Origin of the sequence: Cobetia sp. 1AS1, assembly GCF_029846435.1 — a bacterium.
Lineage (GTDB): Bacteria > Pseudomonadota > Gammaproteobacteria > Pseudomonadales > Halomonadaceae > Cobetia > Cobetia amphilecti.
The window spans coordinates 54,875-78,200 of sequence record NZ_JARWKU010000008.1 but is presented as its reverse complement, the minus strand read 5'-3'; the positions used below and the strand labels follow the sequence as shown (position 1 = coordinate 78,200).

General features: G+C 62.7%; 8 protein-coding genes and 1 tRNA gene. 7 read left to right on the top strand and 2 right to left on the bottom strand.

What is annotated here, in order from left to right; genetic code table 11:
* The first annotated feature begins 87 nt into the window (after positions 1–87).
* The 6 genes from QD280_RS13240 to QD280_RS13215 all read left to right on the top strand — a co-directional run bounded on the left by QD280_RS13240 (position 88) and on the right by QD280_RS13215 (position 4,533).
* Positions 88–1,056: an ABC transporter ATP-binding protein gene (locus QD280_RS13240; RefSeq protein ID WP_279839596.1), complete on the top strand. Its 969-nt coding sequence runs from the start codon at positions 88–90 to the stop codon at positions 1,054–1,056.
* Positions 1,053–1,826 carry an ABC transporter permease gene (locus QD280_RS13235; RefSeq protein ID WP_043333883.1) on the top strand — a complete coding sequence of 258 codons (774 nt, stop codon included), beginning with the start codon at positions 1,053–1,055 and terminating at the stop codon, positions 1,824–1,826. The genes QD280_RS13240 and QD280_RS13235 overlap by 4 nt, the downstream gene beginning before the upstream one ends.
* Positions 1,827–1,959: 133 nt before the next feature.
* Positions 1,960–2,838, top strand: coding sequence for an NADPH-dependent 7-cyano-7-deazaguanine reductase QueF (gene queF, locus QD280_RS13230; RefSeq protein ID WP_279839594.1), 879 nt, complete (start codon positions 1,960–1,962; stop codon positions 2,836–2,838).
* 150 nt (positions 2,839–2,988) lie between these two features.
* On the top strand, positions 2,989–3,549 hold the full coding sequence (locus QD280_RS13225) for a nitroreductase family protein (protein WP_279839592.1): 561 nt from the start codon (positions 2,989–2,991) through the stop codon (positions 3,547–3,549).
* 94 nt (positions 3,550–3,643) lie between these two features.
* Positions 3,644–4,231 (top strand): YiiD C-terminal domain-containing protein, encoded by a 588-nt coding sequence (locus QD280_RS13220; RefSeq protein ID WP_279839591.1) that lies wholly within the window; start codon positions 3,644–3,646, stop codon positions 4,229–4,231.
* A 214-nt stretch (positions 4,232–4,445) separates the two neighbouring features.
* Positions 4,446–4,533, top strand: a tRNA-Ser gene (locus QD280_RS13215).
* A gap of 149 nt (positions 4,534–4,682) precedes the next feature.
* Here QD280_RS13215 and QD280_RS13210 read toward each other — a convergent pair.
* Entirely contained in the window at positions 4,683–6,011 is a 1,329-nt protein-coding gene (locus tag QD280_RS13210) for an HlyD family type I secretion periplasmic adaptor subunit (protein ID WP_043333880.1), read from the bottom strand.
* Positions 6,008–7,789 carry a type I secretion system permease/ATPase gene (locus QD280_RS13205; RefSeq protein ID WP_279839590.1) on the bottom strand — a complete coding sequence of 594 codons (1,782 nt, stop codon included), beginning with the start codon at positions 7,787–7,789 and terminating at the stop codon, positions 6,008–6,010. The genes QD280_RS13210 and QD280_RS13205 overlap by 4 nt, the downstream gene beginning before the upstream one ends.
* Before the next feature lie 731 nt (positions 7,790–8,520).
* Here QD280_RS13205 and QD280_RS13200 point away from each other — a divergent pair.
* Entirely contained in the window at positions 8,521–22,809 is a 14,289-nt protein-coding gene (locus QD280_RS13200) for a carbohydrate-binding protein (protein WP_279839589.1), read from the top strand.
* The last annotated feature ends 517 nt before the right edge of the window (positions 22,810–23,326 follow it).

Below are 23,326 nucleotides of genomic sequence, written 5' to 3'. Positions count from 1 at the left end.
AACGGTGCCATCACTGTTGCGCAATTGTTCTCAGATGCGTCTTTTCTGCTGTGCTGGCTGACAGCGTCAATCGATTACAGGTGTCCGATGTCACGACCTGCCTTGTCTATCCGTGGCCTGACCAAGGTCTACGGCAACGGTTTTGAGGCGCTCAAGGGGGTTGATCTTGACGTCCCCGAGGGCGATTTCTTCGCGCTGCTGGGCCCCAATGGGGCCGGCAAGTCCACGACCCTCGGCGTGGTGAGTTCGCTGGTGCAGAAGACCGCAGGCAAGGTCGAGATCTATGGAATCGATATCGACAAGGACTTCTCGAAGGCCAAGTATCACCTCGGCGTCGTGCCGCAGGAGTTCAACTTCAATCAGTTCGAGAAGGTGCAGGACATCGTGATGACCCAGGCGGGTTATTACGGCATGCCGATGAAGGAAGCGCGCCCACGTGCCGAGCGTCTGCTCAGGGACCTCGGGCTGTGGGACAAGCGCGACACCCCCTCACGCATGCTGTCCGGTGGCATGAAGCGCCGTCTGATGATTGCCCGTGCGCTGATTCACAAGCCGCGTCTGTTGATTCTCGATGAGCCGACGGCCGGTGTGGATATCGAATTGCGCCGCTCGATGTGGGAGTTCATGCGCCGCATCAATCGGGAGGAGGGCACCACCATCATCCTCACCACGCATTACCTGGAAGAGGCCGAGAGCCTGTGCCGCAATATCGCCATCATCAACCATGGCGAGATCGTGCATAACACCAGCATGCGTGAGCTGCTCAAGGAGCTGGATGCGGAAACCTTCCTGCTCGACATTCGTGAGCCGCTGACCAAGGCGCCGGTGATTGCCGGGTTCGAGGTTTCCTTGAGTGACTCTCAGCAGCTGGCGCTCGCCGTGCGCAAGGGCCAGTCGATCAATACCGCCTTCGCGGCGCTGGATCGTGCCGGTATCACCGTGGTGTCAATGCGCAATCGTGCCAATCGTCTCGAGGAGCTGTTCGTCGACCTGGTCGAGCGTTCCAACGCCGAAAGCGGTATCGCCTCCAATGTTGCCAAGGAGATCACGCAGTGAACCCACGTCAGCTATGGGTGGCTCTGGTCACCATCGTCGTCAAGGAAGTCCGTCGTTTCACGCGCATCTGGCCGCAGACGCTGTTGCCGCCTTCCATCACCATGACGCTCTATTTCGTCATCTTCGGCAATCTCATCGGCTCGCGCATCGGCACCATGGATGGCATCAGCTACATGGATTACATCGTGCCGGGGCTGATCATGATGTCGGTGATCACCAACTCGTATTCCAACGTGGCCTCGTCATTCTTCTCCAACAAGTTCCAGCGCAGCATCGAGGAGCTGATGGTCTCGCCGCTGCCCTCGTGGATCATTCTGCTCGGCTACATCATCGGTGGCGCCGTGCGCGGGCTGGGGGTCGGCATCATCGTGACCGCCGTGGCCTTCCTGTTCACGGACCTCGATATCCATCACCCCTTCCTGACCATCATGGTCGTGGTGCTGACGGCGCTGCTGTTCTCCATCGGTGGCTTCATCAATGCGCTGTTCGCCCGCAAGTTCGATGACATCTCGATCATTCCGACCTTCGTGCTCACGCCGCTGACCTACCTGGGTGGTGTCTTCTATTCCATCCACATGCTGCCGGAATTCTGGCAGACGGTGTCGCTGGCCAACCCGATCCTCTATATGGTCAACACCTTCCGCTACGGCATTCTGGGCGTCTCGGACATCAGCGTCGGCCCGGCGATGGCCGCCATCGTGGCCTTCATCATCGGCCTGTTCGCCTTCGCGCTGTGGCTGCTGGAGCGCGGCAAGGGCATCCGCAGCTGAAGATGTCGCCCAGACGATGATGGTAAGATGCGCGCTATCGCGCCAGTGCATGCAACGCCGGCTTCTGCCGGCGTTCTGCTGTCTGCGCCCCTGATATCGATGCTTTATTGGCCTATTTCACTGGAGTGCTGTCATGGCTCACCCCACTGCCGTCAACGTGCCCGACGAGGCGCGCCCCGAGACTCTCAAGGATGCCCCGCTCGGGCGAGAGTCCGCCTATCCCGAGCACTACGATGCCAGTCTGCTGTTCCCCATCGCGCGGGCAGCCAACCGTGGCCCCATCGGCATCGATGACGCGGCGCTGCCGTTCGTCGGTGAGGATGAGTGGCACGCCTTTGAAGTCTCCTGGCTGGATGAGGCCGGCAAGCCGTGGGTGCGCGTGGCCCGTTTTCGCCTGCCGGCAGCCTCGCCGAACCTGATCGAATCCAAGTCCTGGAAGCTCTATCTCAACAGTCTCAATCAGAGTCGTTTCTCCGATCAGGCAGCGGTGAAGGCAACGCTGGAGCGTGACCTCGCCGCCGCGTCCGGTGCGCCGGTCGAGGTGCGTCTGCTGGAGCTGGACGATAGCGAGCTGGACGTCGGGCGCCTGCCGGGAGAGTGCCTCGATGACTTGCCGATCAGCGTCGAGCATTACACGCCGTCGCCGGAGCTGCTCAGCGCCGATGACGCCGACATCGTCAGCGAAGACCTGCACAGCCACCTGCTCAAGTCCAACTGCCCGGTCACCGGCCAGCCCGACTGGGGCAGTGTGTGGATCCGTTATCGCGGCCCGCGTATCGATCGCGAGCGCCTGCTGGCCTATCTGATCAGCTATCGCCAGCACCAGGATTTCCATGAGCACTGCGTCGAGCACCTGTTCGTCGACCTGATGGCGCGCGTGAAGCCTGAGTCTCTGCTGGTGATGGCGCGCTACGTGCGGCGTGGCGGCCTGGATATCAGCCCGTGGCGCGCCACGGCGGATCTCGAGGCCGAGGCCCGCGCCAGTCTGCCGCTGCGTCTCTCCCGGCAGTAGTCGTCTCTGTCACCTCGCCAACCAGATAGCGCCTTGCCAGTCAGGTAGCGCCTTGCCAATCAGGTAGATAGCAGCGAGTGATGAGACGGCGTACCGGCGACATGCTAGTGTGAGAATCATTCTTATCTTAAGTCTGTGACAGGAGAGACGATGGACGCGCTGACGTTACTGCATGAACGCAATTCCATGGGCAAGTTGATGGCGCCGGCCCCGAGCACTGTGCAGATGGAGGCCATCTATCAGGCCGCCCTGCGCGCGCCGGACCACGCCGAGCTGACGCCCTGGCGCTTCATCGAATTCACGGGTGGCGGGCTTGAGCGCCTTGGCGAGCTGTTCGCCGAGGCGGAGCGCAACAAGTCGCCGGCCGGTGACGAGGCCGCCCAGGCCGCTGCCAGCAAGAAGCCGCTGCGTGCGCCGATGGTGATCGCGGTGATCGCCAGGGTCACGCCGGACCACCCCAAGGTGCCGCGTGTCGAACAGGTGGTCAGCGCCGGCTGTGCCGCCCACGCCATGCTGTATGCCGCTCAGGCCCAAGGGCTCGGTGGTATGTGGCGCACCGGTGGCTACGCCTTTGACCCCATCGTGCACGCAGGGCTGGGCATGGGCGAACAGGATGAGCTGGTCGGCTTCCTTTATCTCGGCACCCCGGGCGGACGCCTCAAGCCATTGCCGAACCGCAACAGTGCCGACTTCGTCGAACGCTGGCAGTGAAATGCTGCATGAGCGAGGCCCTTGATGAGAAGCGCTGAGCGAGGGCCTGAATGAGAGAGGCGCTGAGCGAAGCCCTTGATGAGAGAGACGCTGAGTGAGTGAGACGCGAAATGAGCCGTCGCGCTTGAGTGGTGAGGCCTGGCCAGCGTTGCCTCTGCCGCGTGATGCGCAGGGGCAGCCGGGCAGTCTCGCGGCGCCGGTCAGCGACGACCTGTCACGGTTTCGTGGCTGGCTGACGCAGGCGATCCCGCTGGCCGCTCATCTGGGGCTTGTCGAGATGCAGTGGTCAGAGCCCGAGCGTGCGACGGGTCAGCTGAGCTGGCATCTGCGTCTGCCGCCCAATCTCAATGACAAGGGCACCGCCTTCGGCGGCGCCATGAGTCTCGAGGCGACCCTGTGTGGCTGGAGCTGGCTGACGCTCTGGCTGCGTGCTCGCGGTATCCAGCGCGATATCGTGGTGTCGCAGGCCAGTCAGCAGTTTCTGGCCCCGGTCAGTGGCGACTATCACATCATCTGCGCGCCGGATGACATGGCAGCGCTGGACGAGGTGGGCGAGCGCCTGACGGCAGGGCGGCGAGCGCGACTGTCGCTGACCCAGCAGCTGTGGTGTCAGGTCGAAGGGCAGTCCGCTCCGCGACTGTGTTTCGAGGCCCGTGGCGATTACGTGGTGCTGGGGCCGTGACGACGAGTGCGGCCTCGGCCCAGTGCGCGGGTTGAGAGCACAGGGTGAAGCGTAGGGCGAGGGCGCAGGGTGGAGCGTAGGGCGAGAGCGCTGACGCTATCTATCTGAAAGTTTTTGGAAAAAAGGCTTGCGCCACTCGAAGGTTATCGATAATATACGCCGCGTTCTCAAGGGAAACACGACGCAGTCGGGTGACCAATGAGAGCACTGATCTGGAGGGGTGTCCGAGTGGTCGAAGGAGCACGCCTGGAAAGTGTGTAAGTCGAAAGGCTTCGAGGGTTCGAATCCCTCCTCCTCCACCAGATTCAGAAAAGCCCGCATCTCACGATGCGGGCTTTTCGCGTTTCTGAGGGGTGGTCTGTCGCTCGCCTCTCATTCAGCGGCGCCTCAGCCGCCTGTCTTCCTTATATTTCGCTCTCATCTATTCCGCTCTCATCTATTCCGCTCTCATCTATTCCGCTCTCATCGCGCGCGCCAGCATGTCCGCCATGGGTTTGCCGATATAGCTGGCAAAGCTGCGCTCGCCAGTACGGATCATCACTTCCGCCGGCATGCCGGACAGCAGACGCATGCTGTCCGTCATGTCGCCCTTGCCGGCTTCGGTGACACGAATCCGTGCCTTGTAGTAGCGCGCTCGGGTCGCTTCATCCTCGAAGCTGTTGGCGCTCAGGTGGGTCACCTCACCATCGATGATGTTGGACAGGCGCTGGTTGAACGCGCTGAAGCGGATTTCCGCCGGCTGGCCAAGGTAGAGGTGGTCGATATCGTGGTCCGGGACCCTTGCCTCGACGATGAAGCCATCGCCGGCGGGCACGATATCGAGCAGGGGGTCGCCGCTGCGTATCACCGCCCCCAGCGTATGAACCTTGAGCCCGACCACGGTGCCGGCAACCGGGGCGATGACCTTGGTGCGCCTCAGATTGTCATTGAGTGCGACCAGCCGCTCTTCCGCGTCGGTGACTTCGGCCTGTACCTGACGCAGGGACTCGCCGATCTGCTGCTGGAATTCCTGCAGGCGAATCTGTTTCTGCAGCTCGTTCTCGCTGATCTGCGAGCGCAGACGCGCGACCTCGGCAAACTGGCCCGCATTGTCGCTCTGGTATTCGAGGCTCTCGCGTTCCATCTCCCGCAGGCGCTGATTGTTGATCAATCCATTGCGAAACAGCTTGCGATGGTTGGCAACGTCATCATTGAGTGAGTTGATGCGTCGCCGCGTGATGGCCTGGGTATTCTCGAGGCCTGAAATCTGCTCGTTCATCTGCACGATCTGCTCATCCAGCGCCGCCATGGCACCGTTCAAGGATTGGCGACGGACCTCGAACAGACGCTGCTGGACTTCGAGGACTTCCTGCACCCGAGGATTGGTCGAACTGACCAGCGAATCCGGGAAGACCAGGCTGTCGGCATTGCTGTACTCCGCCAGCAGACGAATCTCACTGGCTCTGGAGATCAGATATTCGGCTTCGACGATCTTCTGCTGTGAGCGTGCCTGGGTATCGTCGAAAACGATCAGCACATCGCCAGCCTCGACATGATCGCCATCCTCGACCTCGATCGATTCGACGATACCGCCCTCCAGGTGCTGAACTGTCTTGGTAAAGCTTTCCACCGATACGGAGCCCGGTGCGACGACGGAAATGGCCAGATTCGCCATCACCGACCAGCTGCCGAATCCGCCCACCGCGACCAGCAGCACGGCCAGGCCGAAGCGTCGATAGCCGTGATCGCGCAGCGGAACGTCACTCTCGGCACTGGTATTGCCGGATGTGGAGTGGGTCATGAGGCGCTCTCCTCGCCGCCCTCATGGCGGCCTCTGGCACTGGGTTTGAGCTTGGTGACGCGCTGGACGCCTGTCGATCGGGCCTGTTGGCCGTTGCCTGCCACGGCCCGTGCCACGGGAGGTTCACGTGTCGGCGCGGCCAGTGACACCACCTGACCATCATTGAGCACGAGGATGCGATCGACCTGCTGCAGCAGGCGCTGACGGTGAGTGATGATCAATGCCGTGGTGCCTTCGCGACGCAGACGCATCAGGCATTCGGCCAGCGCCTGTTCACCGCTGGCATCCAGATTGGCGTCAGGTTCATCGAGTACCACCAGCACCGGTTTGCCGTAGAGGGCTCGGGCCAGGCCGATTCGCTGGCGCTGACCCGCGGAGAGGGCGGCGCCGCCATGCGACAGCCAGGTGTCATAGCCCTGGGGGAGTCGCAGAATCATCTCGTGCACCCCGGCGCTCTGCGCGGCTTGCACCACGAGTTGCGCATCGACCTCCTGAAAGCGCGCGATGTTCTCGGCAATGGAGCCGTCGAACAACTCGATGTCCTGGGGCAGATAGCCGAGGTGAGGCCCCAGCGCGGTCCTCTTCCACTGGGAGATATCCGCGCCATCGAGTCGCACGCAACCCAGCTGCACCGGCCATAGTCCCAGCACCACTCGCGCGAGGGACGACTTGCCTGAGGCGCTGGGGCCCACCACGGCAATGTGCTCGCCCTTGGCGAGTGTCAGGTTGATGTCCTTGAGGGTCGGCAGGCGCTCGCCTGGCGGGGCGGCGTTGACCGCCTCGAGCTTCAGCCGGCCCTTGGGGATCGGCAGCGGCATGGAAGGCGCCTCGGCTGGCACGGCCTCAAGCAACTCCTCCAGACGCGCGCGTGCGGTTCTGGCGCCGCTGAAGCCTTTCCAGCCATTGATCATCTGATCGATTGGCGCCAGCGCACGTCCCATCAGAATCGAGCCGGCAATCATCATGCCCGGAGTCAGGTCACCGGCCAGCACCAGATAGGCGCCCAGCCCGAGAATCAATGACTGAAACATCAGGCGCAGTATCTTGGAGGTGTTGGTCAATAGGCCCGCGCGGTCGCTGGCTTTGGACTGCAACGCCAGATACTCACGATGGCGGGCTGCCCAGCGCCCCTGAATGCCGGGCAGCATGCCCATGGCATGCAGCACTTCGGCGTTGCGCAGATTGCTGTTGGCGAGGTCCTGGGACAGGACGTGCTGTCCGTTGGCATCGGCCAGCAGCTGCCTGGTCGTCTTCTCATTGATCAAGGCGATCACGGCCAGCACGAGACCCGCACCCAGGGCAAACAGGCCAAACCACGGGTGAAACAGCGCCAGCACGCCGATATATACCGGCACCCAGGGAGCATCGAAAAACGCGAACAGCCCATTGCCGGACAGGAATTGGCGCAGGGTAGTGAGGTCATTCAGCGGTTGCGCGGAGGGCTTGCCCGGGGTGGTCAACGAGCGCTTGAACATGGCGCCGTAGAGTCGAGGGCTGAGCAGCACATCCAGACGATTGCCGACCCGGACAAGGATTCTGGAACGCACCAGTTCCAGCGCGCCCATCACCATGAACAGGAACACGACCACCAGAGTCAGCATCAGCAGCGTTTCCTGGCTGCGTGTCGTGATGACGCGATCATAGACCTGCAGCATGTAGAGCGGAGGCACCAGCATCAGCAGGTTGATGAAAAGACTGAAGAGACCGACGTAGACGAAGCTTTGTCGGCAATGGTCCAGGACCTTTTGCAGGTCATTGCCTTCCTGTGGGGTGGCCATGATCTCGTTCCCTAGCGTCATTGTTGTTCTTTTTATCCAGGTCACCGTCGTTGACGGCTGCCCTGAGCCTGGATCTTTTCATGATGTGCTACTTGGCGATGGAATGAATCGCATTGCTCAGCAAGTCATATTGGCTATCTATTTATTAGATTTTTATGTTTTGTTTTTCAGATAGCCTATTGAAATATTGCGTCTGAAAGGTTGGCTAGCAAGTGAATATTTTGATGATCATCAAAAACATTTCAGGGTTTTATATTGTTGGTTTTTGCTGTTCATTTTGCTCACCTCCGAATCTATAAATCCACCTGATTCTCGTCTTTATAAAAGTATGGGGTTTCTGGTTTCCTGGTGGACTAACTCTTTTGGTGCTCGGTATTGTTTTTCTCCTAATTTGACGCATGGCAAGGGCTTAAAGGGGTGCTTTTTTATTGTTGTAAATGATTATGGCATTGTTTTTATTAGGCTTATTTTAACTTTCTGTTCCTTTGCATATTGCCATTGCAGGGAAGGTGTCAAAAACCTCTTGTCTTGCCATAGGCCACGTCTAGACTCGTTTTTGACGGGTTGAAGGGGATTTGGCCGGTCATCTTCGACAGTATCGGGATAGCGTTGGAGTGGAAAAAACACTGGAACTTCAGTTTCGGTGTGGGGGAGTCGTGTCATGAGGTTTCAAGATGGCGTAGCGGTTTCGCCACGATAATAATATTCAGGGGGTAAGGAAAATGTATTCCATGTCATTCGTATCCAGCCGTCTTGACGCCGGTAAAGGACGTCTCCGCAACGGCGACCGTCTGGAAGAAAGGGCTTTCCAGAGTCACGATGTCAGTGTCACGCCGTTTCCCTCTGCGTGGGGAGATTCGATCAAGGCAGTGCGAATGACCCTGGAAGATGCCCAGGATCGATTGTCGGTATTTGAGCGCTTCGAGCGTCCCTTTGTCTTTGATCATCTGCCTGCCCCCATGTCCGGCAAGCTCAAGATGATGATCGAGGCGTTGGATGACGCGGGCGAGGTACTGCCCGGGTCTGGCGAGCAGTTCGGCTTTGAGATCGAAGCTCCCGATGTCGTCGTCGAGGAGGTGAGTGAGCTGGGCGGCACGCCACAAGCTGACCCGCAAGATGCGCCTCCGGCTGACCCCCTGACCCTCCAGAGCGATGATGTCATCGGTGAGCCCATCGCTCAGGAAGACCCGCTTGCCCAGGCGCTGCTGGCCAGTGATGACGAACCTGCCGCAGGCGCCGAGCCTGCGCTTCTGGCCGAGCCCGCGCCTCTGGCAACGGCGGCGCTCATCGCGCCGGAAAGCTTTGCTACCCTGCGCATCGAGGCGGAAGACCTCACGGACTCAGACGCTGATGGCAATCTTGCCTCCCTGAGCGGCGCCGGTATCGAGGTGGTGTCGGGAGCGCAGAGCCCCCTCAATACCGAGAATGCCTCAGGCAGTGCCTATGTGGACTTCGCCGCCGCGACCGGCGAGACGCTGACCTTCAGCTTCAGCGTTGCCGAGGCCGGCGAGTATGAACTCGCCCTGGGGTATGCGCTGAGCCGCGATGAGGATGGCTCCGAGCGTAATCGCCCGCTGCGTCTGGACGTCAACGGCGAGCTTCAGGATCGAATGTTCGACCTGCCGAGCACCAGCCTGACGAATGACACTTCGGATTTCAGCACCTTCGGTGAGCGTACCATTCGCGTTCAGCTGCAGGCAGGCGAGAACACGGTGTCGTTCACCTCCAACGGTGCCAGTGGCCCCAACGTCGACTATCTGGAAGTGCGTGCGCCGGACCCGGACGTCTACGTCATCCAGGGCGAGGATCTCGACATCGGCCCGACCTCTGATGTCGCCGATGCTGGCACCAATCGCGTGGTGACGGTCGACAACATCGCCAGCTTCACCGATGGCGAGGAAACCTTCCGGGTCGGGGCCGAAGGAGCCAGCTATCTCGATTGGGCATCGGGCAATGCCGAAGCCTACGGAGAATTCACCCTCGAGGTGGCCACCGCCGGCACTTACAGCGTCACCGTGACCTATGCCAGCAGTTCTGTACGTCCCATTGATCTCTTTTTGGTCGATGACGACACGCAAAGTCAGGTCGGCACCTTCCAGTTCGCAGCGGTAGAGGCTCCGGGCTACTACCCCGATGATGTCGATGATGTGCCCGCGGACAACCAGCCAGGCAATGGCGGGTCTTCCGCGTGGGAAGGCTGGAGCACCGAGACGCTGGAAATAACGCTTGCCGCCGGCAGCAATACCCTGCGTCTGGGCGGCGCGACCAATGGCCCGAATATCGACAAGATCGAGGTGGCGCTACTGGAAGCCGACGAGGTAGATCCTGTCGATCCGGTGATTGCGCCAGTGGTGGTGCAAGCCGAGGACGCCGTGCTGGGCGTCGACAACGGGGCCGCCACCTTGGTGCGCGACGCCGCCAATCCCGAGGCCGGTGGCTTTGTCGGACTGCGCCCGGACTTTTCCGGCACCGGTTATGTGGATTTCGGCAGCGCGCCGGGAGATAGCCTGACCTTCACCGTCAATGTGGCCGAGGCGGGTGACTACGACCTCAACTTCCGCTATGCCAGCAATGGTGCGCGTCCGCTGGATCTGTCGATCAACGCAGGCGAGCCCACCGCGCTTGCCTTTGTCGCGACGGACCCCAACGCCACCAACGTCGACCCTGAAGGCTTCGATGTCTGGGAGTACCAGACCCTGACGACGCGACTGGAAGCCGGCGACAACACCATTACCCTGGCGATTCCGCAAGGGCGCAACAATGGCCCCAATGTCGATCGCCTGGAGGTCACCACCGCGGGCACGGGGCCGGTAGGGGACGTCGTGGCGGATGACGATGCCTCTCCGCTGGCCTTTGCCGCGGTGGAGCCCCTGCTCAATGGCGCGACCGTCGGCGAAGCCGGTTTCAGCGTCACCGGGCTTGATGCCGACATCACCTTCGTCGGCGTGACCTTCGATGAGGGCGTCACGGTCCAGGAGGTGGTGCCGACGCCGGAAGGCAGCTTCACGCTGGACCTGTCGGGCTTCGCCGATGGAGACCTGTCGGCCACGCTGATCGCCATGGATGCCTGGGGCAACCGTGCCGAACAGAGCGTGGCACTGACGCTGGATACCACCGCCGATGAGGGGGGCGACCTGGCCCTTGCGGGCCCGGAAGAGGCCATCGAAGCGACCGACAGTGCCAGTGTGGTGTTCAGTGTCGTGGGGATCGATGCTGGCTCGACCCTCGAAATCAGCTTTGATGGTGGTGCGACCCGCCAGTCTGTCGTCAGCGGTGGAGATACCCTGACGGTCGATCTCTCGGCGCAGGCCCCGGGCGATATCACCGTGACCTTGATCGTGACGGATGCTGCGGGCAACGAAGCGAGTGCCACGGATACGGTAACGCTGGCCGCCGCTGGTGCCGAGAGCCTCGCCGTCAGCTTCGATGACGCGACTCTCAGCGCCTACAGCGCCACCCAGGACAACCCGTCCGACGGCACGGGGGCGGTGGTGGAAGACGACGGCGGCACATTGACGTTGAACGATAACGTCTGGAAACGGGCGGCATTGCCCAGTGACTACACGATCACCGATGCCACCCTCCTGACGGTGGACGTGGCCATTTCCGGCTCGCCGGTGCCCGAGATCGTCGCCATCGGCTTCGATGCGGACTCCAACCCCTTCAATGGCGGCAACAGCGTCTACCAGCTGGGTGGTACCCAGACCCAGGGCGGCTTCGTCGATCTGCGAGGCCAGGGGGTCGACAACGGTGATGGCACCTTGCGCTTCATCATCGACCTGTCGGCGCATGCGGGCACCACCCTCGAGTCTCTCGTCTTCGTCAACGACGACGATGCGGGCGCCAAGGGCAGCACGAGCTTCAGCGCCGTCAGCCTGTCGGAAGCCGATACCGGCGACACCAACAGCGCCCCGCGCGTGGTGGGCGGCGGCATCGCCGACCTGAGTCTCGACGAAGGCGCGAATCTCGAAGTCGACCTGCCCTTCGTCGATGACGATGGCGACGACCTCACCTACAGCTTCCTGGTCACCGATGGCGATGGTCAGCCCGTCAGCGCTCCGGGGCTGAGTGTCAGCGACAATGTGCTGTCCGGAAGCCTCGCCGGACTGGCGCCGGGCAGTTACACCGTGACGGTGACCGCCGATGATGGCACCACCAGCACCGACACCGACTTTGCCCTGACGCTCGAGAACGTCAACGACGCGCCGGTGGCCGAGCCCGTCGCCCTCGAGCCGTACTTCGGAGAAGTGGGCGAGGACTTCCTCCAGATTCCGCTGTCGGATTTCGCAGCGCTGTTCTCCGATGCCGATGGCGATAGCCTGATATTGACGGCCGAGGACCTGCCGGCCGGGCTCGAGGTGGTCGATGGCATCATCCAGGGCACGCCCAGTCAGGGCGGCACCTTCGATGTCATCGTGCGGGCCACCGACCCGGGCGGTCTGTCAGCGACCCAGACGCTCAGCTTCATCATCGAAGGCACCCAGGTCGGCGATAGCATCACGATCGAGGCGGAAGACTTCACGGATCTCGACGCCAGCAATCTGATCGTCACCGGCAGCGCATCCGCGTCCAATGAACAGCTGATTCGCCTGACCAGCAATGCGCCGGCCACGATTGGCACCGACCTTTCGGCGGGCGGCGTGGAGCCCGGCTGGTACGTCGCACGTCTCTATGTGTTCGATGAAACCGACGGTGAAGGCACCTTGAGCCTGACCATCGGCGACACCGTGCTGGAAGCGCGCAACACGACAACCGACAGCCTGAGTGCTGACGTGGTGTTGAATGACGACTTCGGCACCTTCGTCGGCAGTGGCGCGCGCGGCAACGCAGGCCAGAGCGGCAACCGCAAGGAAATCGTCTTCGAGACACCCTTCGAGGTGACCGCCGGTGATCTGGCGAGTCTCGAGCTTATGGGGGCCGATGGCGAATTGATGCGAATCGATTCGCTGGTCTTCGAGCGCATTGATGAGCCGGTCAACGGCGCGCCGACTCTCGAAGGGCTGGAAGAGAGCCTGAGTGTCGACGAGAACGGCACTGCCGTGGCCAGCCTGATACTGGATGACCCGGACGGTGACGACCTGACCGTGACGCTGTCCGGTGCCGATGCGGCGCTGTTCCGCTATGACGAGGTGAGCCAGGGCATCGCCTTCATCACTCCGCCGGACGCGGAGCTTGCCGCCGACAGCGACGAAGACGGCGTCTACGAGCTGACCGTGACGGTGTCCGATGGCGAGGACAGCGTGTCACAGGACGCTCTGATCACCGTGGCCGATCTCAACGAGAGCATCGCCATCACCCAGACCGAGTTTGCGGTGGACGAGAACCTGACCGAGATAGGCGCGATCCCCCTCGTCGATGAGGATGGCGTGGCCCTTGGCCTCAACGCCCCGGTATTCGCCATCACCGGCGGGGTCGACTCTCCGCTGTTCAGCATCGATCCGAGCACCGGCGTGCTGAGCTTCACCAGCGCTCGCGATTTCGAGCTGGCGGTCGATGACGACGAGGACGGCGTCTATGAAGTCGAAGTCAGCGTCACTGACGGCGCTCTCTCCACCACCGAGCAGCTCTCGGTCACCGTCAATGACGTCGACGAGGCGCCTTTCTCGCCCCTGAGCCTGCAGGCCGAGGACGGGGTGGTCGAGAGCTTCGATACCGATGCCAACAACACCGACACCCAGGTCCGTGACCCGGACAACCCCGAGCCGAATCAGCCCACCGGCCTGCGTCCGGGCTTCACCGGCAGCGGCTATCTGGACTTCGGGGATACCCCGGGAGACAACGTCAGCTGGCAGATCGACGTGGCCCAGGCCGGTCAGTACGACATCAGTGTGCGTTACGCCACCAACAGCGATCGTCCGCTGGATCTGGTGATCAACGGCGGTGATCCGCTGGCGTTGGCCATGGCCAGTACCGACCCGGATGGTGCCGGTAGCGAGGAAGGCTTCGACCACTGGGAGTTCGAGACGCTCACCGTCACCCTGGCGGCGGGCAGCAACACCATCGCCTTGGCGATCCCGGCAGGTGCCAACACCGGCCCCAACATCGATCGCATCGAAGTGACCGTGGCGGGCAGTGGCCCTATCCCGGAGGATGTCAGTGCCGATGAGGATGGCGATCTCGCCATTGTCGCCGCTGACGAGACGCTCGATGCCAGCCAGCTGGCGGCGGCCGTCTTCAACGTCTCCGGCATCGATGACGACGTGACCAGCGTCGCCGTGTCCTTCGATGGCGGCGCGACTCGCAGTGAAGTGACGCCGGATGTCGATGGCAACATCACCCTGGACCTGAGCGGCCTGCTTGATGATCAGAGTGGCGATCTTGTCGTCTCGCTGTTCGTCACCGACGCCGCCGGCAACGAGGCCAGCGCCAGCGAGGTGGTCAGCTTCGAGGACGCAGGCGTGGTGGTGGCGCCGATCACCCTGCAGGCGGAAGACGCCGATATCGTCGATGTGGGCGGTAGCGCGATAGGCGAGGAGACGCGGGTGGTCGATGCCGACAATCCCGATGACTTCGGCAACCATCGCCCCGATGCGGTGGGAGATGCCTATGTGGACTTCGGCTCCAATCCCGGCGACCAGATCACCTTCAACGTCAACGCGCTGGAGGCCGGCAGCTACACCGCCACCGTGCGCTATGCCAACGGTGGAAACGCCCCGCGGCCGCTGGATCTGACCGTCAACGGTACTGATCAGGGCCAGCTCGGCTTCGCCAACGCCACCGGGACGGATCCCTGGGATCAGTGGCAGACGCTGGAGGTCGAGGTGGAACTTGCCGAGGGTGCCAATACCTTCACCCTGACCATGCCGGCCGGTGCCACCGGCGGGCCCAACATCGACCAGGTGGTATTTGACTTCAATGAGGCCGACGTCGGCACCCCGGCGTTCAACTTCGCCATCGAGGGTGAGGCGCTGAGCATCGTCGATGTCGACGGCGATACCCAGGTGCGCGATGCCGACAATCCGGAAACCAACACCGCAGCCGGGGCCGACGGTCTGTGGGATGACTTTACCGGCACCGGCTATCTGGACATGGGGGCCGACGCCGGTGACGCCGCCGAGTTCCAGGTGAGCGTGGACGAGGCGGGCACCTACACCCTGGAGGTGCGCTACACCAATGCCGGCACCAACGGCGCCGATCGCCCCATGGACATTCTGGTCGACGGCCAGAGCCAGGGCAGTCTGGCCTTTGCCTCTACCGGCACCGACGCGGCCGGCTGGGAGAACTGGACCACCACCACCCTCGAGGTGGAGCTCGCTGCCGGCGACAACACCATTCGCCTTGCCAACCTGGGCAATGCCGGCCCCAACATCGACAGCCTGACGGTGAGTCGTGACGGGGTGGAGCCGGACCGTCCGGTGGAGCCGGGCGAACGCTTCTCGGTCAAGATCAACTTCCAGCCCGAAGGCACCGCGGTGCCGGATGGCTACATCGCCGACAACGGCAAGGCATTCGGCACCCAGGCGGTGACCGTGGACGGCCAGACCTACCAGTACGGCTGGGTCACCGAGGCGTCGATCTACGACGCCGAGCCCGGCACCGAGCCGCTGGACATCAGCGCGCTGACCAGCGTGGCGGTCAATGACCGCACCGATGACATCGCGGGTCTCGATCCGCGCCAGGGCACCTACGCCCACTTTGACCAGCCCAGCGCCAACTACGTGCGCGCCGGTTGGGAGATCGAACTGGAGAATGGCTACTACGAGGTCACCATCTCCATCGGCGACACCAGCGGGCCCTACGACAGCCACAATGTGCTCAATGCAGAGGGCGAGCTGTTCAATGACCCCTTCACCCCGTTCCGCCCCGAGGATTTCCCGGCGGACGGCAACCCGTCCGATGATACCGAGGGCTTCCGCTCGGACCTGGTCACCCGCATCGTTCAGGTCAGCGACGGGCGTCTGACGCTGGATTCCCTGGGACTCGACAGCGAGAACACCGAGATCCAGTACCTCGAGATCCAGGCGCTACCGGACATGACGCCGGAAGATGACCGTATCGCGGCCGAGGACTACGCCTTCTTCACCGATGCCCGTGCCATCGCCGGGGTCGGCGAGAACGAGCTGGAGGTGGACCTTGATCCGGAGGATGGCGGCATCCCCACCGGGGTCGATCCGACATCCGATATCTTCGTCGGCATCTCGGTGGTGGATGGGCGCGGCGGAGCCCTGCTGGAAAGCCTGGGGGATGGCTCCATCCGGCTGTTCGAGACGCTCAGCGGCGAGGAAGTCACCTTCAATGCCAACACCACCGGCGGCTTCGACTCGCTGACCATCTCGCCGAGCCAGACGCTCAAGCCCTTCACCAGCTATACCCTGGTGATCGATGGCTTCCAGGACCGTGGCCCCAACGACGATACTGACGCGCCGACGCGCGAATTCCAGAAGTACACCAACACCTTCGTCACCGGCGAGGAGCCCGAAGTGGTCGCCCGCGACGTGGCCTTCAACGACGTGGTGGAGCTCGACGGTGCCTCTGACGATGCCTATGGCTTCACCTCGCTGGAGATGAGCTCCGACGGCGCCTTCATGTACGTCGCCACCATCAGCGGCGAGCTGCTGCGTTATGACGTCGATCCCGTCGACGGTTCGCTGTCCAATCGCCAGGAACTTGCCCTGCCCGATGACTACTTCGATCAGCCGGGGGAAGACCAGCAACGCGGCATCATCGGCCTGGTGGTGGACCCGACCGACCCCAACGTGCTGTGGATCACCGACAACTATCCGATTCCGCTATCAGGACGTGACAACGGCGTGCCGGACTTCAGCGGCCGGGTGACCAAGATCACCCTGGACGATGGCCCCGATTTCTCGGGAACCGCCGAGGCCTACATCACCGGTCTGCCGCGCTCCAATGGCGACCATGTGACCAATAGCTTGGAGTTCCGCGCGAATCCGGATTACGACGCCGAGACCAATCCCGATGTCCCGAGTCATCTGCTGTATCTGATCCAGGGCTCCAACTCTGCCATGGGCGAGCCCGACAGTGCCTGGGGCAATCGCCCCGAGCGTCTTCTGAACGCGGCGATACTGGAGATCGACCCGACCCGCGATGTGTCCAATGGGCCCTTCGACGTCTCCACCGAACCGCTGCCCGATGATGGCCTGAACCAGCGCTTCGATGATCCCGACGGCCATCCCAAGGATGACCCCATCCCCATGGGCGACGGCGAGTTCCTGGTCTTCGATGAGCGCGGCGTCGCCACGGTGCAGGATGAGTCCGGCAACGTGCTCGAGTCCTACTACGACCCCTACGCCAGCGATGCGGTGCTGACGATCTTTGCCACCGGGGCGCGCAATGCCTACGACCTGGTATGGCATTCCAATGGCTTCCTGTACGTGCCGACCAATGGCTCGGCGGCTGGCGGTAACGTGCCGGATGATCCCTCCACGCCCGAGGACGAGCGCTACACCAGTGTCGAGAAGCAGGATGACTACCTGTTCCGTGTCGAAGAAGGGGGCTACTACGGACACCCGAACCCGCTGCGTGACGAGTACATCCTCAATGGCGGCAATCCCACCTCTGGCACTGATCCCAATCAGGTCGACAAGTACCCGACAGGCACCGACCCCGAGGGCACCTACGATATCGCCGGGGTCTACTCGCTGGGCGAGAATCGCTCGCCCAATGGCGCAGTGGAATACACCAGTGATGTCTTCGGTGGCAATCTGCAGGGCAACGTGCTGTTCACCGAGTATTCCGGTGGTGACGATGTCCGCTCCATCACCCTGGATGCCAATGGCAACGTGATCGGCGATGACGTGCTGCGTGATCCCGAGGGCAACGTCATCAGCTACGTCGACCCGCTGGACATCATCGAGAACCCGGCCACCGGCCAGCTCTACCTGCTGACCCTGAATCGCGGCAATGGCCAGAGTCAGATCATTCGCCTCGACCCGGCCCCGGGTGGGGTAGTGGACCCGGTGGACCCTGTCGATCCGGTTGATCCCGGCGATGATCTGGTCTCGCTGCTGGCCATCCAGGCCGAGGACAGGACGCCTGAGGACGGCACTGCCGTGACGATCGCCACCGGGGCGGAGATCCAGATCCGCGACATCGACAATCCCGAGACCAACCAGCCCGACCTGCCCAACGGCCTGCGCCCCGGCGCCTTCGGGGTCGATGGCAATGACGTGGACGATGATGGCGTGCCCGGCGGTTATGCCGATTTCGGCAGCACCAATGAGGACTTCATCACCTTCAGCTTCACGCTGGACCCCGAGCAGGCCGGTGACTCGGTGCTGCGCCTGCGCTATGCCAATGGCGGCAGCGCCGATCGCCCGCTGGAAGTGTTCGTCAACAACGTGAGCGTGGGGGTGTATGACTTCAGCCCGCCCGAGGGCCTGAGCGGTGATGCAGCCTGGGCCGAGTGGCTGACCGAGGACGTGGCGGCCACGCTGGTCAGCGGCCAGAACACGGTGCGCCTGCAGGCCACCGCTGACACCGGCCCCAATATCGACCAGCTGGAGATCCTGCAGGAGGCGCCGGACACGACTCCGGGCTTCGATGAGTACGAGGCCGAGGGAGCCGCGCTCGATGGGGCGGTGGTGGTGCTGGCCAGTGAAGAGGATCGCAATGCCTCCGGTGATGGCTTCGTCGACTTCGATGGCAGCGGTGACCAGACCATTACCTGGACGATCGATGTTGCCGAGGCCGGCAGTTACGACATCGCCTTCCGCTATGCGCTGGCGGCGACCAAGGCCGACCGGCCGCTGGGTCTGAGCATCAATGGCGTCGATCTGGGGCAGGTGAACTTCGAGGGCCAGAGCAACGGCGATGAAAGCGACTGGTTCTTCCAGAATGCCCTGGTCGCGCTGCAGCAGGGCAGCAACACCATCACCCTGACTGCGCCGGGTGCCGTGGGGCCGAACATCGATCTGCTGAGAGTGCCGGATGCGCCGTCTGACACCTTCGTTCCCGTCTATGCCGATGTCTCGGACGGGTCGCGCATCGAGCTGGAGAGTGGCGACAGCGCGCGCACCCTCAACGAGCTGACCGCCGACTTCTACTTCACCGTGGACAGCAGCGGGCTCTATCGTCTCGACCTGGCCGCGAATGCGGGCGCCGATGATGGCCAGGGTCTGGCCCTGACGCTCAATGGGCAGACGCTGGAAACGCTGGCCTATCCGGGAGAGGGCGATGCCGGGGAAGAGGGCACCTATGTCGAGCTCGAGGCCGGGGTGGAGTACAACCTGCGTGCGGTGTCCGCCGCCGATGGTGCCGATGATCTCGACTATCTGGATGTGACGCCGGTGGTCGGCAACGACAATGCCGACATCGCGGTGCAAAGCGGCGATGCCGCCTACTACTCCGATCGCCTGCATTTCAGCTATCTGGAGAACAACAGCGCCTCGAACGCCGACCGCGACTTCAAGGAAAGTGCCACGGTGACGATTTCCAACACCGGGACGGAGTTGCTGGAAATTCTCGAAGCCGATATCGAAGGACCCTTCGTGCTGCAGGACCCCGCTGCCTTCGACGGCCTGACGCTGGCCGCCGGGGAGTCGCTCGAGGTGACGGTGCTGTTTGACAGCGCGAGCTACGAAGCGCCCACCACCGACGCCGGTGACGGAGTCTTCGAAGGACGGATCCGGCTGGTGACCAACGACCAGGATTCGCCGGTGGCCGAGATCCATATGGCGGGCTTCTGGCAGGCGCGCGACGAGGGTGGCTGGGAGCCCAACGTCAATGAGGTGTGGGAGGTCTTCGGCCTCGGTAACCGCATCGATGGCTTGCCGACCGAGGGTGGCGGTCAGAACTCGGTGCTCAACGACTTCGATCTGTATCGCCCGATCAATGATGACGAGGTGCTGTCGCGCTACTGGACGCTGGCGGAGGGCGTCAGCGAGGCCACGATCACCCAGCTGGCGGCCTATCACGGCGGTGGCGGGGCGACTCTGGGCATCCACAACCCCGGAGACAAGGGCGAGGATGTCATCTTCTCCAATCATGCGGGAGACAATAACCAGACGATCCTGCCGGTACTGAGCAATGGCGAATTCGCCAGCGCGACCTTCGGTCTCGATGACATCCCCGCCGAGTGGGCCGGGAGTGGCGTGTTCGGGATTGAAGTGGCCAATCTGTCCACTGACCCGTCACTCAACCCGTCAGGCGGCGGCACACCGCCGGCAGATGCCGATGGCATCGAGCGCGGCTACACCGTGCGCATGTTCCGGGCGCTGGATGCAGAGGGCAACGTGATCCCCGATACCTATGTGGGCATCATGGATTACACCGGCATCAACTATGACTACAACGACAACATGTTCCTCATCGAGGGGGTGACGCCTGTCTCTGGCGGTGACCTCACGGTGATCAACAATGATGTGCTGCCGTCCAATGATCGTCTGGTGATGTCGCGCATCGAGAATCCGGTCAACAACCAGGTGGTGCATGACGAGGCCACTCTCACCTTGCGCAATGACGGCTTCGAGGACCTGACCATCGATGATGTCGTCGTCAGTGACACGACACTGTTCGAGTTGACCCAGCCGTTCAGTGCGCTGACGCTGGCACCGGGAGAGACGGCGGATGTCACGGTGCGCTTCATCGCTGATGACCCCAACGATGGCAGCCTCTACGAGGCGAGCCTGATCATCTCCTCAAGCGATTCCGATGAGAGCGAGAAGGTCATCCAGCTTGCGGGCCTGGCCCAGAACCAGTCCGAGAGCGGTCAGGAGCCGACGGTGCAGGAGATCGTCAACGCCTTCGGCTACTCCACCAACGTGGTGCAGGACCAGATGAACCAGGGCGGCCTGGTGGAGGCCAACGGAGACGAGATACTGTCCCCGTACTTCCAGCGTGCCGATGGTGATGAACCGATCAAGATCACCCAGATCGCCGCCTATCATGGCCAGGGCGACATCGCGCGGCTGTTCGTGCATGACGTCGACAGTCGGGAGCTCGAAGAGGTCATCGTGCATGACGAGCAGGACGGCCAGACGCTGTTCCCGCGGGCGCTCGATAGCGGCGACCAGCAGGCAGTGGTGAGTCTGGATCGCGATGATCCCTTCGGCTTCTACGCCGAGATATCCGACCGCCAGGGCTATATCTCCTGGTCCGACCCGGATGCCAACCTCTACGAGGACACCATCGATGCCATCGGCAATCCCGGCAACAATCTGAATTGGGATGAAAATGATGGCCACCTGATTCGCGTCTATGTGGCCAAGGATGCCGACGGCAACGTGATTCCGGACACCTACATCGTCATCCAGGACTACGCGGGGGTGAACTACGACTACAACGACAACATCTTCCTGGTCGAGAACGTCACTACCTACGACCCCACCGGCGCGGAAGATGCCGACGGCAACGGGCGTGTGGACCTGTACGACGACGATGACAACGACGGCGTGCCGAACTTCCTCGACACGCCCGACCCGGTCGGACAGAGCGCCTTCAATGACGATCATACGGCCTGGGCGGTCGGGGCCGATGGCCTGAGCCTGGAGGCGCGCCTGTTCGACAACGGAGGCCAGGGCGTGGCCTACAACGACACCACGCCCGCCCACCAGGGCGATGGCTTCCGCTCCGATGAGGCGGTGGATATCTCCAACGGCACTCTGGCCATCGGCTATGTCGCCGACGGCGAGTGGCTGGAGTACACCCTGAATGTGGAGACAGCCGGTAGCTATGCGCTGAACTTCTCCGCCTCGGCGGTCTCCGACGGCAAGTCGATCACCGCCGCCTTCGAGCAGGACGGCAGCTTCTATACCGACGCCCAGGCGGTGGCGGTGCCGGACACCAACGCCTTCACCAACTTCACCGATGTGGGGCCCTTGACCTTCGAGCTGGAGGAAGGCGAGCAGGTGCTCAGGCTGACCTTCAACGGCGGACAGCTGGATCTGGCGTCTCTCGACCTGTCGCTGGTAGCACCGGTGGATGACGGTCAGCAGGCGTTCACCGACGATGGCCAGCCCTGGCAGGTGGGCAGCGAGTTCAGCCTGGAGGCGGTGAATTACGATGAGGGTGGCCAGGATGTCGCCTACAACGATTCCAGCGAGGTGCAGCAAGGCAGCAACGTGCGTGGCGAAGGGGTGGACCTGGCCAACGGCGGCACCGCCATCGGCTGGATCCAGGATGGCGAATGGGTGGAATACACCCTCGATGTCGAGCAGGCAGGCACCTATGACATTGCCTTCCTGGCAGCGCGGGGCTCCACCGGTGGCGCGCAGCGCACCGTGACCGCGACCTTTGCCAAGGAGGGCGACGCTCCCTATGCCAGCGTCACGCCGGTGGAGGTCGAACCGACCGGTGGCTGGACCAACTATGTGGAAACCGACACTGCCCAGGTGACCCTGGAGGCCGGCGAGCAGGTGCTGCGGCTGACCTTCAACGGCGGCGCCATGGACCTGCAGGGCTTCACGCTGTCCCGGGATGGCCAGCAGGCCTTCAATGCCGGCGGCGTGCCCTGGCAGGTGGATGCCGATGAGGGGCTCACCCTCCAGGCGGTCGACTTCGACGAAGGCGAGCAGGGCGAGGCTTACAATGAGCTCTCCAGTGCCCAGCTTGGCTCGGGGTATCGCGACACCCCGGTAGACACCGTCGGCGAAGGCGAGGCGATAGGCTGGGTGGAGGATGGTGAGTGGCTTGAGTACACCATCGATGTCGAAGAGGCGGGCTCGCACACGCTGTCGTTCGTCACCTCCGCGCCTGACAATGGGCGCAGCATTACCGCCTCGGTGGAGAAGGATGGCGAGTTCTACGATGAGGCCAGTGGCACGTTGCCCAATTCCGGCGCCTGGGGCGTCTACGTCGATGGCCCCTCGCTGACGCTGGACCTGGAGGAGGGGGTGCAGGTGCTACGCATCACCTTCAATGGCGGCTCGCAGGATCTGGCATCGTTCCAGATCACGCGTGACCCCGACATTGCCCCGGCCAGCGCGCCGAGCAATACCGCGCTGATGAGCCTGGTCGACGAGGGTGATATCGCCCCGGTCTCCAATGATGAGGAGGTGCCGATGAGTGATGATGTGACCCTTCAGGGCGTGCAGGATGACGCCCCGGGGAGCCTGCTCTGAGAGTGTGACGCAGCACGACGGAGCAATCCGCGACACGGGCGCGGGACGGCAACGGTGGCAGAATGAGACACAAGGCGAGCACTGAGCGCAAGGCGCCTCGCCTGCTGTCACCGTCATCCGTCCCGGCACCCGATGCATGTCACTGCCAGCCTGAGCGTGAGTGAGTGTGAAAGTCAGCACTTTACTCGCGCTCAGGCTGGCAGCGGCGTTTGTGGTTCAGTCATGCACGGCTGTCTGCTGTTGCATGGCTTGTTGCATCGTCAGCCGCATCGTCTCTCGCACCGCACCCCGCGCTCTCGGCGCTCCCTGCCTTGCCTGTCTGCCTGTCTGCCGACCGGGCGATGGATACACACGCATACAGCGTCTGTCATCCTGAGCTGTTATCATGCCCGCCTTCAGACTCACCCCATCGCCTGTCGAACCTTCCCCGAATGCCTGATCTCGCGTCATGACGGCTGTCATGTCGTCAGGGGCGTGCTCGGGTGACGTCGGGCCCGCCTCCGGGATGCCCGGGGCA